Source organism: Micromonospora sp. NPDC126480, from assembly GCF_040302465.1.
In the GTDB taxonomy this organism is placed as follows: domain Bacteria; phylum Actinomycetota; class Actinomycetes; order Mycobacteriales; family Micromonosporaceae; genus Micromonospora.
On record NZ_JBEORU010000013.1, the window covers coordinates 84,485 to 99,478 of the forward strand.

General features: G+C 73.6%; 11 protein-coding genes. 4 read left to right on the top strand and 7 right to left on the bottom strand.

Going from position 1 to position 14,994, the window contains the following annotated elements; all coding sequences use genetic code 11:
- Positions 1-35: 35 nt before the first annotated feature.
- Positions 36-2,081 carry a thioredoxin domain-containing protein gene (locus ABTW87_RS14695; protein ID WP_350651320.1) on the bottom strand — a complete coding sequence of 682 codons (2,046 nt, stop codon included), beginning with the start codon at positions 2,079-2,081 and terminating at the stop codon, positions 36-38.
- 115 nt (positions 2,082-2,196) lie between these two features.
- On the opposite strand from ABTW87_RS14695, the gene ABTW87_RS14700 reads away from it, so the two are divergent.
- Positions 2,197-3,225, top strand: coding sequence for a phosphatidylinositol-specific phospholipase C domain-containing protein (locus tag ABTW87_RS14700; RefSeq protein WP_350651321.1), 1,029 nt, complete (start codon positions 2,197-2,199; stop codon positions 3,223-3,225).
- A gap of 153 nt (positions 3,226-3,378) precedes the next feature.
- On the opposite strand, the gene ABTW87_RS14705 is transcribed toward ABTW87_RS14700, so the two are convergent.
- The 3 genes from ABTW87_RS14705 to mca form a co-directional block, all read right to left on the bottom strand.
- The gene (locus ABTW87_RS14705) at positions 3,379-5,910 is read right to left on the bottom strand and encodes a putative bifunctional diguanylate cyclase/phosphodiesterase (RefSeq protein WP_350651322.1); all 2,532 of its coding nucleotides are present in this window, start codon (positions 5,908-5,910) and stop codon (positions 3,379-3,381) included.
- Between the two features lie 188 nt (positions 5,911-6,098).
- Complete coding sequence (locus ABTW87_RS14710; RefSeq protein WP_350651323.1) at positions 6,099-6,383, bottom strand: hypothetical protein; 285 nt, start codon at positions 6,381-6,383, stop codon at positions 6,099-6,101.
- 48 nt (positions 6,384-6,431) lie between these two features.
- Positions 6,432-7,313, bottom strand: coding sequence for a mycothiol conjugate amidase Mca (gene mca / locus ABTW87_RS14715; protein WP_350651324.1), 882 nt, complete (start codon positions 7,311-7,313; stop codon positions 6,432-6,434).
- Positions 7,314-7,504: 191 nt separating this feature from the next.
- Here mca and ABTW87_RS14720 point away from each other — a divergent pair, with 191 nt between their 5' ends.
- Positions 7,505-7,936, top strand: coding sequence for a DUF4307 domain-containing protein (locus ABTW87_RS14720; protein ID WP_350651325.1), 432 nt, complete (start codon positions 7,505-7,507; stop codon positions 7,934-7,936).
- A 163-nt stretch (positions 7,937-8,099) separates the two neighbouring features.
- Entirely contained in the window at positions 8,100-8,597 is a 498-nt protein-coding gene (greA, locus tag ABTW87_RS14725) for a transcription elongation factor GreA (protein ID WP_350651326.1), read from the top strand.
- An 84-nt stretch (positions 8,598-8,681) separates the two neighbouring features.
- On the opposite strand, the gene ilvA is transcribed toward greA, so the two are convergent.
- From ilvA to ABTW87_RS14740, 3 genes are all read right to left on the bottom strand, one after another.
- Complete coding sequence (ilvA, locus tag ABTW87_RS14730; protein WP_350651327.1) at positions 8,682-9,902, bottom strand: threonine ammonia-lyase; 1,221 nt, start codon at positions 9,900-9,902, stop codon at positions 8,682-8,684.
- A 131-nt stretch (positions 9,903-10,033) separates the two neighbouring features.
- On the bottom strand, positions 10,034-11,434 hold the full coding sequence (locus tag ABTW87_RS14735) for an amidase (RefSeq protein WP_350651328.1): 1,401 nt from the start codon (positions 11,432-11,434) through the stop codon (positions 10,034-10,036).
- 16 nt (positions 11,435-11,450) lie between these two features.
- Positions 11,451-12,593: a cystathionine gamma-synthase gene (locus ABTW87_RS14740; RefSeq protein ID WP_350651329.1), complete on the bottom strand. Its 1,143-nt coding sequence runs from the start codon at positions 12,591-12,593 to the stop codon at positions 11,451-11,453.
- Positions 12,594-12,741: 148 nt separating this feature from the next.
- Here ABTW87_RS14740 and ABTW87_RS14745 point away from each other — a divergent pair, with 148 nt between their 5' ends.
- Positions 12,742-14,910, top strand: a complete 2,169-nt coding sequence (locus tag ABTW87_RS14745; protein ID WP_350651330.1) for a S8 family serine peptidase — start codon at positions 12,742-12,744, stop codon at positions 14,908-14,910.
- Positions 14,911-14,994: the final 84 nt, after the last annotated feature.

Sequence of the window (14,994 nt, forward strand, 5' to 3'; positions counted from 1 at the left end):
TTCAGCACCACAAGTCCATGATCGACGAGGTTGGGCTAGCCGGCGGTCAGCTGCGTCACCAGGTCGCCGGCATCGGTGACGGGTCGGTCGCAAACAAAACCCCGGCAGGCGTACGCGGTGGGCCGCCCGTCGACCATCGGGCGGCCGGCGAGCAGCGGCACACCGGGCTGGTCCGGCCGCCCGGCCACGATCACCGCACCCGGCGGGGCGTGCCGGTGCGCCGCCAGGACCAGCGGCTCCCCGGCCGGGTCGTCGGTGACCACGGCCACCTCGTACGGCCCGGAGAGCACCGCCTCGCCGACGGTGGCGGCGTACCCGGTGAAGCGGGCGTGCTGGGCTGCGATCGGCGCCACGGTCGCCAGGGCCGCCTCCGCCGCCTCGCGGTAGCGGGTCTCCCCGGTGAGCGCCGCGTACACGACAAGCGCGGCGGCGACCGCCGACCGGCCGGACGGGGTGGCGTTGTCGGTGGGATCGGCCGGCCGGGCGACGAGGCGTTCCGCGTCGTCGGCCGTGTCGTAGAACCCGCCGTCCGGCCCGGCGAACCGCTCCAGCGCGACGTCGAGGAGCTGCCCGGCCAGGGTGAGCCACCGCCCCTCCCCGGTGATCTGGTGCATCGCGCAGAACGCCTCGGCCACGCAGCCGTAGTCCTCCAGGACGCCCGCGGAGTCGCCGACCCGACCGTCCCGGGAGGTCCGCCGCAGCCGCCCGTCCACCAGGTGCACCCGGGCGAGGTGCTCGGCCGCGTCCCGCATGGCGCCGTCGGCGACGATCGTGACGCCCTCCATGAGGTTGGCGTCGTCACCCGGGGCGTCCTCGGCGTACCCGGCGGCGACCTGCTGGAACTCGGCGATCGCGGTGATCGCGAGGCCGTTCCACGCGGCCACCACCTTGTCGTCGCGGGCGGGCTGGGGGCGCGCGTCACGGACGACCAGCAGCCGGCTCACGACGTCCTGCCAGCGCCGCCGGATCTCCGGGGCGGCGTCGTCGACGTCCCGGGCCAGCCGCAGCACGCTCGTGCCACCCTCGAACGAGCCCTGCTCGGTGACGTCGAACAGGTCGGCTGCCCAGCGGCCGTCCTCCTCCCCGAGCACCTCGATGAGCTGGGCGGGCGTCCAGACGTAGGTGCGGCCCTCGACGCCCTCGGTGTCCGCGTCCAGCGCCGACGCGAAGCCCTCGCCGGGCCGGTGCAGCTCGTCGGCGAGGAAGCGGGCCGTGTCCCGGGCGACCCGCCGGGCCATCGGGTCACCGGTGAGCCGCCACAGGTGTGTGTAGACACGCAGCAGCAGCGCGTTGTCGTAGAGCATCTTCTCGAAGTGCGGCACGGTCCAGTGCCCGTCCACGGAGTACCGGGCGAAGCCCCCGGCCAGCTGGTCGTGGATCCCGCCCCGGGCCATCGCCTCGCAGGTGTGCCGGACCAGCTCCAAGTCGCGCTCCGAGCCGGTGCGCTGGTGGTGCCGCAGCAGGAAGAGCAGATTCATGTGCGGCGGGAACTTCGGTGCGCCGCCGAAGCCGCCGTGCGTCTCATCGTACTCCTTGGCCAGCTGGTCCGCGGCGGCGTCGAGCAGTTCGGCGGTGAGCGGGGTGGACGGACCGCCGACGGCCTGGGCGCCGCCGACCGCCTCGACCACCGCGGCCCCCTGCCGGAGTACGGCGTCGCGCTGGTCGCGCCAGGCGGTGGTGACCGACTGCAGCAGGCGGAGGAAGTTGGGCTTCGGGAAGTACGTCCCGCAGAAGAACGGGGTGCCGTCCGGGGTGGCGAGGACGGTCATCGGCCAGCCGCCCTGCCCGGTCATCGCCTGCGTCGCGGTCATGTAGACGGCGTCGACGTCCGGACGCTCCTCCCGGTCCACCTTGATCGACACGAAGTTCTCGTTCATCAGGGCGCCGACCTGCTCGTCCTCGAACGACTCGTGGGCCATGACGTGGCACCAGTGGCAGGCCGCGTAGCCGACCGAGATGATGACCGGCACGTCCCGCCGTCGTGCCTCGGCGAACGCCTCCTCGCACCACGGCCACCAGTCGACCGGGTTGTCCTTGTGCTGGAGCAGGTACGGGCTCGTGGCGCCGGCGAGTCGGTTCACCCGACGACCATAACCAGCTCCGGCCGTGGCCGCCCGGCCGTCGGTCGCGCGCCTTCCGTCGTTCACATTTATCTACTTGGATCTGTGCATACGCCGACCGAAGGAGACCAGGCCGATGCGCAGACTCCCCCTCCTGTCCGCCCTCGCCGCCGGCACGCTCGCCGCGGCCCTGCTCAGCCCCGCGCCCGCGCGGGCGTCGGTCGACCCGGCCACCCGGGTCTCGGCCACCACCGCCGTCGGCACACACAACGCGTACGAAAAGGCGACGTACCCCTACCTGGCGCAGGCGCTCGACGCCCGTCCCGGCCTGATCGAGCTGGACGTCTGGCCCGACATATTCACTCGGCAGTGGCGGGTGAGCCACTCCAACCCGCTCGGCAACGACAACAACTGCGTGGCCGCGACAAGCGCCGCGCAGCTCTACACCGGAACACGCAACCGCAACCTGGAACACTGCCTGGACAACATCCGACTGTGGCTGGGCGCCCACCCGGACGCCGGTCCGCTGATCCTCAAGCTGGAGCTGAAGACGGGGTTCAGCAGCCGCACCGGCCAGGGTCCGGCCCAGCTCGACGCGGTGCTCGCCGCGCGGCTCGGCGACCGCGTGTTCACCCCCGCCCAGCTGCGCGGGTCGCACCCCACACTGGACGCCGCCGCCCGCGCCGACGCCTGGCCGACCCGCGCCCAGCTCGCCGGTAAGGTCGTCGTCGAGCTGATTCCCGGCACGGTCGAGGAGAACAACCCGACGGACGTGCTCTGGACCGACGTCGAGTACGCCCGCCACCTGGCCGCTCTCGCCGCCGCCGGCAACCTGGGCCGGGTGCAGGCCTTCCCGGCCGTGCACCGCGCCCAGGCCGGCGATCCCCGCACCCGGTACGCCGACGCCGGTCTGCGCCCCTGGTTCGTGCTCTTCGACGGGGACGCCACCGCGTACGTGACCGGCGGCATGGACACCGCCTGGTACTCGGCCAACAACTATCTGCTGATCATGACCGACGCCCAGAACGTGCCCCCGGCCGTCGGCGCGGACCCGGACGCCGCCCGCGCGAGGCTGGCCGACCTGGCCGCCCGCCACGCCAGCATCGCCAGCGCCGACTGGGCCGCCCTGCCCACCGTCCTCCCCCTGGTTCTCCCCCGCGCGTAACCCCCTACCCCCCAGCCCCCAGCCCCCAGCCCCCGGCCCCCGGCCCCCCAGCTCCCGGTGATCAAGAAGTTTTGGTGTCCCAGGTGCCCGTCCGGTGCCCCAAACCTCTTGATCAACCTCGGCGGTGGGTGGGCCGGGGGCCGGGGTGGGGGGTCAGGAGGCGTCGTCGGTGGCGGTGCGGAGGGGGAGGACCCGGGGGCGGGCATCGTCGAGCAGGGTGCCGAGGACGGCACCGATCTTGTCGGCGGGCATCGGCTTGAAGAAGTGGTAGCCCTGCGCGGCGGTGCAGCCCAGCTCGGCCAGCGCGCTGCGCTGCTCGGCGGTCTCCACGCCCTCGGCGACCACCCGCAGCCCCAGCTCCTGGGCGAGCCCCACGGTGGTACGCACGATCGCCGCCGCCTCCGGCGAGTCGGCCATCCGGATGACGAAGGAACGGTCCACCTTCAGCTCGTCCACCGCGATCCGGGTGAGGAAGGTCAGCGACGAGAAACCGGTGCCGAAGTCGTCGACCGCCAGCTGCACGCCCATCGTGCGCAGCGTGGTCAGCACCTCGTCGATGACCTCCAACTCGCTCATCACCACGGTCTCGGTGATCTCCAGGACCAGCCGGTGCGCCGGCACCTGGTGGCGGCGCAGCGCGTCCGCGATCTCCGCGGGCAGCCGGGGGTCGAGCAGGCTGCGGGCGGACAGGTTCACCGAGATGGGCAGGTCCAGGCCCTCCCGGGTCCACTGCGCCGCAACGCCGAGCGCCTTGTCCAGCACGTACCGGGTGAAGGTCCCCAACTGCTCGCTGTTCTCCACCGGGCGGATGAAGTCGTGCGGGCTCAGCCAGCCGCGCCGCGGGTGCCGCCACCGGATCAGCGCCTCCACCCCGGTCGGCGCGCCGGTCGCCAGGTCGACAGCCGGTTGCAGGGCCAGCACCAGTTGGTCGTCGGCCGCGAGGGCCTCACGCAGCTCGGCCAGCAGGGCGAGCTGGTCGGTGCTGGCCGCATCCCGGGTCGAGTCGTACGCGGCGACGCTGCCGCCACCCTCCTTCGCCTGGTACATCGCGATGTCGGCGCGCCGCAGCAGCTCCGTCATGTCGGCGGTGCCGGCGTCGGCGACCACCACGCCGACCGACACCTCGACGGACATCCGGACGCCGGCCACCTCCGTCGGTGCGGCGAGCCGCTCGGCGATCTCCCGGGCCTGGCGCAGCGCGTACGCCATCGGGGCGGTCCGGTCCCCGATCACCGGTACCGACGTCACCAGCAGAGCGAACTCGTCGCCCCCGAGCCGCCCGAGCAGGTCGCCGCCACGGGCCAGCGCACCCAGCCGGTTGGCGGTCAGCCGGAGCAGCTGATCGCCGGCGGCGTGCCCGAGGGTGTCGTTGACCTCCTTGAACTGGTTGATGTCCAGCAGCAACAGCGCCACCGGGTGGTCGTGCGCGAGCTGCCGCAGCGCCTGGTCACCCTTGCCGAGCATGGCCGCCCGGTTGACCAGCCCGGTCAGCGGGTCGTGCACCGCCTCGTACGACGAGCGGGCGATGACCAGCCGCAGCTCCCGGTGGGTAGCCGCATCGTGCAGGGCGGCCGCCAGCGCGTCGCCGTACGCGGCGAGCGCGTCGCGCTCCCGGTCACTGGGCGGCGCCGAGCGGGGGAACCGGACCCGCAGATGGCCGACGGGCGTGGCACCGACGGCGAGCGGCCGGACCAGGTCGCGCTCGTCCGGGTCGGCGGTGTCGGGCGGCCCGACTTCCCGGTCGACCACCTGGCCGCCCGCGTCACCCCGGTACCGTCGAAACCGGCCGTCGCCGCGCGCCACGTCCACATCGACCAGTTCGGCCTGGAACAGCGTCAGCGCACCGCTCACCGCTGCCGTCGCCACGCCCCGCTCGTCGAGCTGGTTGAGCGCCGCCGTCGCCTCGGCGAAGGCGCGCCAGGCCCGCCGCTCCTGGTCGGCGCGCAGCCGGTGCCGATAGGTCTGCTGAAGCAGCCACAGCGGCGGCGGGAGCAGCAGCAGCCAGCGCGGGTCCACCTCCAGCAGGGCCACCACGACCAGGCCCACCAGGACGTTACCGACGAACATCAGCAGCTTGCCGCGCAGAGCCGCGACCAGCAGGCTGGCCATCGAGGTGCCGTGGCGCAGCGTCAGGCTGACCCCGCCGAGCCAGGCGCTCGCGAACAGGTAGGTGACCGCGCCCGCGACCACGGCCAACGCGAGGGGCGGGGTCGGCGCGGCCAGCAACGGCCGGCCCAGAGCGGTGGTGACCGACACGGCCAGCGCGGTCGCCGCGGCCAGGGACGACGCTATCCGGACGAGCTCCAGCGCCGGCCGGCGCTCACCGAACAGCGACATCGCGGACCAGGCCAGCCCGGCGCCGAGCAGGGTGGCGGCCGGAAGCCAGTTCGCGGGCACCTGGTGGAGGCAGACGATGAGGGCGGCCTCGCCCCAGGTGATGTTGACGACGCCGGCGGCGGCCCGGAAGCGGAGCCGGGCGAGCTGTGCGAGCGCGAACACGCCGACCGCCAGCCCGAACCGGGCGGGGCCACCGAGGGGGTCGTCGGCGGGCAGGCCAGCCGGCAGCGTGAGGCCGACGACCGCCGCGACCAGGGCCGTCGCCGCCACCGCGGCCGTGAGCAGGAGGGCTCGCGTCGGGGCGTCGCGGGCCTCGACCCGCGACCGCCCGGCCGGGGCGGAGGTCACCGACCCGCCCCGGTGGCGGGCCGCACGAGGGTATGCCGGGCAGCCGCTGCTGTGCTGGTCATCGGCGCCCCCTCCCGCGCACGGCTGAAGGACTTTCCGTCCCCCCGGCGGAAGGCTAAGCCAATACCGGTGGCCGCAACAGGGGGTGACGGCCCGCTCGGCCGTGAATCATGCGGGGACTACCCGTTTCAGCGCTGCTGGAGCCCGTTGGGCGGGTTCGACGATGAATCCTGCGGTCCCGTGCCGTCTGTCGGATCAACGACTGCCGCGTCCGCCCGATCGGCGTCGCCCGGGCCGCCCTGGTGCGGGAACCGGTCGGGCAGGCGGCGCAGCCGCGCGTTCATGTTGCGGATCAGCAGAACGGTCGCGGTGGCCAGAACGAGGATCAGGAACAGACCCATCGGGCCGGCCAGGCCACCCGTGCGGGTGTCCCCGAAGTTGTTCTGGGCGAGCACCTGGGCAGCGGTCAGCATGGCGTCCCTCCGATGAGCGGTTGGTGACCAGCGTACGCCCGGGCAGGATCAGCAGGCATGCGCCGTCTCGCGTACGCCCGCGAAGAGGTCCGACTCGGGCAGCGGGCTGTCGACAAGCGACCGGACGAGCTCGAAGTCCTCCGTCGGCCAGGCGCGCTTCTGCAACTCCATCGGCACCTGGAACCAGAAGCCGTCCGGGTCGATCTGGGTCGCGTGGGCGCGCAGCGCGTCGTCGCGGACCGGGAAGTATTCCGCGCACTCGACCCGGGTGGTGATCCGCGGGCCCTTGTCCGGCCGATCCTCCCACCGCTTGAGCCACTCCTCGTACGGCGACTCGAGGCCGGCGGCGAGCAGCGTCTCGTGCAGCGCGAGGATCTTGCCCTTGGAGAAGCCGATGTCGTAGTAGAGCTTCAGCGGCTGCCAGGGCTCGCCGAGGCCCGGATAGCGCTCCGGGTCACCGGCGGCCTCGAACGCGGCCACGCTGACCTTGTGGGTCATGATGTGGTCGGGGTGCGGGTATCCGCCCTCCTCGTCGTACGTGGTGACGACGTGCGGCCGGAACTCGCGCATCAGGCGCACCAGCGGCCCGGCGGCGTCGGCCACGTCCTGGAGGGCGAAGCAGCCCTCGGGCAGCGGCGGCAGCGGGTCGCCCTCCGGCAGGCCCGAGTCGACGAAGCCGAGCCAGGCCTGCTCCACGCCGAGGATCGCGCGGGCGGCGTCCATCTCGGCCCGGCGGATGTCGGCGATGTTGGCCCAGACGTCGGGCCGGTCCATCTTCGGGTTGAGCACACTGCCACGCTCGCCGCCGGTGCACGTCACGACCAGGACGTCCACCCCCTCGGCGACATATTTCGCGGTGGTCGCCGCACCCTTGCTCGACTCGTCGTCCGGGTGTGCGTGGACGGCCATGAGTCGCAGTCGCTCTGCCAACGTCGGCGCTCCTCGTCTCTGCCCCCGGCGGTCCGCCCCCGGGCCGCCCAGCTGACCTGCCGGAATACTCCCCCCGTGGCGAAACCCGCCGGCACCGGCCTGAGATGCTTGACGCATTCGGCCGGCTGGGAGAATGGAACCCTGCCATTCTTGCCGATGCCCCCGACAACGACGCCAGGAGATACCCGCCGGTGAGCGAGACGCACGCCACAATCCCGTCCGGCGCGCCGGTCTTCCCGCCCGGCCGGTACGGGCGACGCCGCGAGCCGGGGCGCCGCCGCCCGCTGCTGGCCGCGCTGCTGGGGCTCGCCCTGGTGGCGGCCCTCGGCCTGATCGTGGTCCGGCTCTACCAGCAGTACGGCCCGGAGTACAAGGCGACGGTGATCACCTACACCGGGATCACCGACACACAGGTGCTCGTCGACTTCCGGGTCACCGTGCCGCCGGGCGGGTCCGCAGTGTGCCTGCTGCGCGCCCGGGACCGGGCCGGCGCGGAGGTCGCCCGCGAGCAGGTCACGGTTACCGCCCGGCCCGGCGAGCGGCAGGTGACGACGCAGCACCGCCTGGTGACCACCGCCCGTCCCTTCATCGGCGAGGTCCTGCGCTGCCGAGCGCCGGACTGACCGGCGCCGATCCCGATCTGACCGGCGCCGGAGGGCGGTCGCCGGTGCTGGCGTGACCGTCCCGCGGAGGGCCGGTCAGTGATCGTCGACACGCCGTGTCGGCGGTCACTGGTAACTTGGAAGTTCACCTGTCAGCCAGCACGCAAGACTGAGGAGATCGCCTGTGTCCACTGGCAACGAGGCGCCCGCCACCTGGCTGTCGCAGGAGGCGCACGACCGCCTCCAGGCGGAGCTCGACGAGCTGATCGCCAACCGGCCGGTAATCGCCGCCGAGATCAACGCCCGGCGCGAAGAGGGCGACCTGCGGGAGAACGGCGGCTACCACGCCGCCCGCGAGGAGCAGGGCAAGGCCGAGGGGCGCATCCTCTATCTGAAGGAGCTGCTGCGCACCGCGCAGGTGGGCGAGGCGCCCACCGCCGACACGGTCGCGCCCGGCATGGTCGTGACGATCTACTTCGACGACGACAAGGACGACACCGAGCGGTTCCTGCTCGGCTCCCGCGAAATCGCGTCGACCACCGACCTGACGGTCTACAGCCCGGAGTCCGCCATCGGCAAGGCCATCCTCGGCTGCCGCCCGGGCCAGACCTGCACCTACACCGCGCCGAGCGGCGCCGACATCAAGGTGACCGTGGTCGCCTTCGAGCCGTTCAGCGGCTGAGCACGCCCGTTCCCGACGCGCCGGCGCCCCTGGGGCCCCGGCGCGTCGCCGTCTCCGCACCGGTGCCGGCCCGGGGGCCCGGGATCACGCCTCACCGGCGAAGACCACCTGGTAGCCGCTGGCCCGCAGCGCGCTGATCAGCGTGTCCGAGTGCTCCACACCGCGGGTCTCCACCGACAGCGCCACCTCGACCTCGCCGAGCCGCAGATGCGGGTTCGCCCGCTGGTGCTCCACGTCCACCACGTTCGCCCGGTGCTCGGCGATCTCGCCCAGCAGCGAGGCGAGCTGCCCGGGCCGGTCCGAGCAGCGGACGGTGAACCGCAGGTAGCGGCCGGCCGCCGCGAGGCCGTGCTCGATGACGCGAAGCATCAGCAGCGGGTCGATGTTGCCGCCGGAGAGCACCGCCACCACCGGGGCCTCGACCTCGACGGCGCCGGTCAGCAGCGCCGCCACCCCGACCGCGCCGGCCGGCTCGACCACCTGCTTGCCCCGCTCCAGCAGCATCAGCAACGCGCGGGAGATGTCCTCCTCGGAGACCGTCACGATCTCGTCGACCAGCTTGCGGACGTGCAGGAAGGTCAGCTCGCCCGGGCGGCCGACGGCGATGCCGTCCGCGATCGTGGTGAACGACGGCAGTCGTACCGGCTCGCCGGCCACCAGCGAGGGCGGGAAGGCGGCGGCGCTGGCGGCCTGCACGCCGACGACGCGTACGTCCGGTCGCAGGGTCTTCGCCGCGACCGCCATCCCGGAGACCAGGCCACCGCCGCCCACACCGGTGACGATGGTCTTCACGTCCGGGCACTGCTCGAGGATCTCCAGCGCCACCGTGCCCTGTCCGGCGATCACGTCCCGGTGGTCGAACGGGTGGATCAGGGTGGCGCCGGTGCGGTCGGCGTAGGTCTGGGCGGCCACCAGCGACTCGTCGACGGTGTTGCCGACGAGTTCGACCTGGGCGCCGTACCCCTTGGTGGCCGCCACCTTCGGCAGCGGCGCGTTCACCGGCATGAACACGGTGGCCTGCGTGCCGACCAGGCCGGCGGCGAGCGCCACGCCCTGGGCGTGGTTGCCGGCGCTGGCGGCGACCACACCGTTGGCCCGCTCCGCCTCGGACAGCCGGGAGATCCGCACGTACGCCCCGCGCACCTTGTACGAGCCGGCGCGTTGCAGGTTCTCGCACTTCAGCCACGTCGGCCCGCCGAGCGCCGCGCTGAGCGGCCGCGAGGGCTCCATCGGGGTGGTCCGGACGACACCGGCGAGCAGTTCCCGCGCGGCCCGTACGTCCTCCAGGCTGACCAGTTCCGTCATGCCCCGATCGTGCCACCCGGCCCGGCCCCGAACTCGCCGCCCCTCCCCGCGATCATGCAGTTTCTGCCCTTGATACGCACCCTTTGCACCACTCTGCCGGGCAGCCCGTGCAGGATCGCGGGGCTCGGGCGTCAGCGGGTCGGGGTTGTCACGCGGGGGTAGCCGGGGGCGTGGCGGGTCCACGGGGCCTGCATCTCGAACTGACCGGCGACGCCGAGCAGGAGCAGCTCGCTGCCGGGCGGACCGACCAGCTGGACCGCCACCGGGAGGCCGTCCGGGCGGCGGCCGACCGGGATCACGATCGCCGGCAGGCCGGCGATGTTCCACGGGGCCGCGTACGGGGCGTACCGGATGTTGGTGGCCATGTTCGCCCGCCAGGAGCGGGCCGACCAGCTGTTCGCCTCCGGCGGCACGCTGGCCAGGGCCGGGGTGAGCAGCAGGTCGACCGAGTGGTCGGTGAAGAACCCGATCGAACGCTCGCGCCAGGCGGCCCGGTCGGCCTCCCGCACGTACCCCCGGCGCTGCGCCCACTCGCCGAACGTGACGTGCCGGCGGCTGCGCCTCTGGAGGCTCCGCCGGTCCAGCCCGGCGGCGCGGACGTCGGCGGCGGCCGCCGCGAACCAGGTCGCGATGCCCTGCAGGCCGAGCGCGGTCGGATAGACCGGGTCGGCCGGCACGGTGTCGTGCCCGGCGGCGGCGAGGAGCCGGCCGGCGGCGGCGACCGCGTCCCGGTTCGGCGCGTCCGGCGACACGCCGCGCACCGGGGAGCGCAGCGACACACCGACGCGCAGCCGCTGCGGCGGGACCAGCTTCTCCTGCGGGCGGCCCGCGAGCACCTGGAACCCGACCGCCGCGTCGGCGACGGTGGTGGTCAGCATGCCGTGTTCGGTGAGACCGAACCAGTCGTCCGCACCGAGCTGGCAGGGCACCACGCCGCGCCCGGGCTTGAGGCCGACCAGCCCGCAGCAGGCGGCCGGGATCCGGATCGATCCGAGCCCGTCGTTGGCGTGGGCGATCGGCACCAGCCCGGCGGCCACCGCGGCGGCCGAGCCACCGGAGGAGCCGCCGGGGGTACGCGTGAGGTCCCAGGGGTTGCGGGTCACCGCGGTCTCGTCGTCGGTGACGCCCCACAGGCCCAGCTCCGGCATCCGGGTCACGCCGAGGATCACCGCGCCGGCACCGCGCAGCCGCCGGACCACCTCGTGGTCGGCCTCCGCCACCGGCGTACGCACGGCGGCCGAGCCGTTCCAGGTGGGCAGCCCGGCGACCGCGGTGTTCTCCTTGATGGCGACCGGTACGCCGGCGAGGGGCAGGTTGGCCAGATCCTCCTGCTCGTCGACCTTCTCCGCCTCGGTGACCGCCTCGCCGCCCCGGACCGCGCGGAACGCGGCCAGCTCGGTGTCGGTGCGGGCCAGGTGGTCGAGGTGGTCCGCCACGACCTGCGTGGCGGAGACGTCACCCCGGCGTACCCCCCGGGCTATCTGCTTGGCGGTCGCCCCCACCCAGGTCGGCATGATGTCCTGCACGGCCACCCTCCCCAGCCCGCGGTCAGCCCAGCGCCTGCTCCAGATCGGCGAGCAGGTCGTCGACCGTCTCGATGCCGACAGACAGTCGCACGAGATCGCCGGGAACTTCAAGCGGCGAGCCGGCCGCACTTGCGTGTGTCATCCGGCCCGGATGCTCGATCAGGGACTCCACCCCGCCCAGCGACTCGGCGAGCACGAAGAGCTTCGCCCGGTTGCAGATCTCCACGGCGTGCTCCTCGCCGCCGGCGGCGCGGAAGGAGATCATCCCGCCGAAGCGGCGCATCTGCTTCGCCGCCACCTCGTGGCCGGGGTGCGCGGGCAGGCCGGGGTAGATGACCTCGCCGACCTTGGCGTGCCCGTCCAGGTACGCGGCGATGCGCTCGGCGTTGTCGCAGTGCCGGTCCATGCGTACGCCGAGGGTCTTGATGCCGCGCAGCGTGAGCCACGCGTCGAACGGGCCGTTGACCGCGCCCATCGCGTTCTGGTGGTAGCGCAGTTCCTCGCCGAGCCCGGCGTCGGCCGCGATCAGCGCGCCGCCGACCACGTCGGAGTGGCCGCCGATGTACTTGGTCGTCGAGTGCACCACGACGTCCGCGCCGAGCGCGATCGGCTGCTGCAGGTACGGCGAGGCGAACGTGTTGTCCACGACCAGCAGCGCCCCCGCGTCGTGCGCGACCGCCGCGAGGGCGGCGATGTCGGCGATGCCGAGCAGCGGGTTGGTGGGGGTCTCCAGCCAGACGATCCTCGTGCTGCCCGGCCGGATCGCGGCCCGCACGGCGTCGATGTCGGAGACCTTCGCCGGGGTGTACGTGAGGCCCCACCGCTCGGCGACCTTCGCGAAGAGCCGGTAGGTGCCGCCGTAGGCGTCGTCCGGGATGACGACGTGGTCACCCGGCTTGCAGGCGGTGCGGAGCAGGGTGTCCTCGGCGGCGAGGCCGCTGGCGAAGGCGAGCCCGACGGCGCCGCCCTCCAGCGCGGCCAGGCACTCCTGGAGCGCGTCCCGCGTCGGGTTGCCGGAGCGGCTGTACTCGTAGCCCTGGCGGGGCGCGCCGACCGCGTCCTGCGCGTACGTGCTGGTCTGGTAGATCGGTGGGATCACCGCGCCGGTGCGGGCCTCGGGGTCCTGGCCGGCGTGGATGGCGAGCGTCTCGAAGCCGTGACTCATTCCCGGAACGTTAGTCGTCCAGTCCGTCCCAGCGTATGGAACCCGGCCGTGGTCACGTCGGGTCGTGCCGTGGCGTGGCTCTGCCACCATGCGGGGGACCGCCGCCGGACCGTCCCCCGCCCGGCCGGCGTACCCCCGAGGAGATCCCATGGCTCGTCTCCCGCGCCGCCGCCGGATCCTGGCCGCGGCCGCCGCCTGCCTCCTGGCCACGGCGTCCGGGTCGCTCGCGGCACCGGCCCCGGCCTTCGCGACGGAGAAGTTCGCCCCGGCCCTCGCCGGCGGGGTGGCCGACAGTTGGATCGTGGCGCTGCGCGGTGACGCCGCGCGGGACGTCGACGGCAGCGCACGCTCCCTGCTGCGCCGGCACCACGGCGTGCTGGGGGCCAGCTACCGGGCGGCGCTCCCCGGGTTCGCGGCCCGGCTGTCCGCGGCCGACGCCCGCCGGCTCAGCCAGGAGCCCCAGGTGGCGTATGTGGCCCAGAACTCGCTGCTGGTCCCGCAGGACACCCAGATCGACCCGCCGTGGCACCTCGACGCCCTCGACCAGCACGGCGGCGAGTGGAACGACGCGTACACCTACGACACCACCGGCCAGGGCGTGCACGTCTACGTGGTGGACAGCGGGATGCGGCACACGCACACCGACTTCGGCGGGCGGGCCACCGGGGACGTGAACTTCGTGCCGCAGGGCATCGACCGGTGGGGCACCGGCGACTGTTCCGGGCACGGCACGCAGGTGGCCGGTGTGATCGGTGGGCGGGTGCACGGCGTGGCGAAGGGCGTACGCCTGCACACCGTCCGGGTGGGTGGCTGCACGCCGGGGCAGGTCGAGTGGGCCATCTCGGCGCTCGACTGGATCGTCCGGAACGCGGTGCGGCCGGCGGTGGTCAACGTCAGCCTGGCGACGACGGCGAACCCGGCTCTCGACGCCGCCGTCGGCGCGGTGCTCGCGGCGGGCATCCCGGTCGTCGCCGCCGCCGGCAACCACGGCCGCGACGCCTGCGAATTCTCGCCCGCCCGGGTACCGGACGTGATCACCGTGGGCATGGTGCACGCCCTGCGGGACCGGTTGCCGGGCTCGAACTTCGGCCCGTGCGTGGACCTGTTCTCCTTCGGCGACCGGATCCCCACCACGACCGCCGTCAGCGACACCTCCACCACCCTGGACTTCGGCGGCACGTCCGCGGCCGCGCCCATCGTCACCGGTGCGGTGGCCCGCTACCTGCAACGCTTCCCCACCGCGTCACCGCCGACCGTGGCCGCGCGGCTGGCCGACGAGGCCACCCGGGACCGGATGGCCGACCCGGCGGGCGCACCCAACCTGGTCCTGTACGCCGACCCGGGCGGGCCGGGCAACGACGGCTTCTCCGGGCGGCACGCCGACGTCAACGGGGACGGCCGCGACGACATCGTCAGCTTCACCCGGGGCGCCTCGGCGGACGTGCACGTGGCCCTGTCGAACGGCGCGACGTTCGGCGCACCCGCGCTCTGGCACACCTACTTCGGGGCGGGTCAGGAGTTCCCGATGCTCGGGGACGTCAACGGCGACCGCCGCGACGACCTGATCACCTTCACCCGGGGCAACACGGCGGACGTCTACGTCGCGCTCTCCACCGGCACCTCGTTCGGGCCGAGCCAGCGCTGGCACACCTGGTTCGCCGCCCTCAAGGAGACGCCGCTGGTCGGCGACTTCAACGGTGACGGACGGGCCGACCTCGCGACGTTCGTCCGGGAGGGCGTCCGGGACGTCTACGTCGCCCTCTCCGACGGCACCCAGTTCGTCGGCAGCGGTGTCCGGTGGCACTCCGACTTCGTCGGGGACGACCAGGTCCCGTTGGCCGGGGACGTGAACGGGGACGGCCGGGACGACGTCATCGCGGTCGACCGCTTCACCGGCACCAGGGTGAACATCGGCATCTCCACCGGCAGCGGCTTCGTGATCTCGTACTGGTGGCTGGACCATCTCCTCACCCACGGCAGCAGCGAGGTGCCGGTGGTCGGCGACTTCGACGGTGACCGGAGGGCCGACCTCGCCGCGGTCAACCTCAACCAGGGGTACGTCGACGTGGCGCTCTCCACCGGCACGCGGTTCCTCCCGCGTACCCGCTGGGGCTGGATCTTCCCGGGCGGCGGCGCGATTCCGGGGGCCGGCGACTTCACCGGCGACGGCCGGGCCGACATGGTCGCGTTCAGCCGGGGCACGGAGGCGGACGTGCACGTCCTGCGCTCGTCCGGCACGTACCTCACCGACCTGCGCCGCTGGCACGACAACTTCGCCGTCGGCACCGCCGTCCCGATGCCCGCCAGCCTCTGGTGACCCGGCCACCCCGCCGCGCTGCCGCACCGGCCGACCCGGCGGGGCGCCCGGTGGGCGTGCGATGTCGGACCGCCGGGTGATACT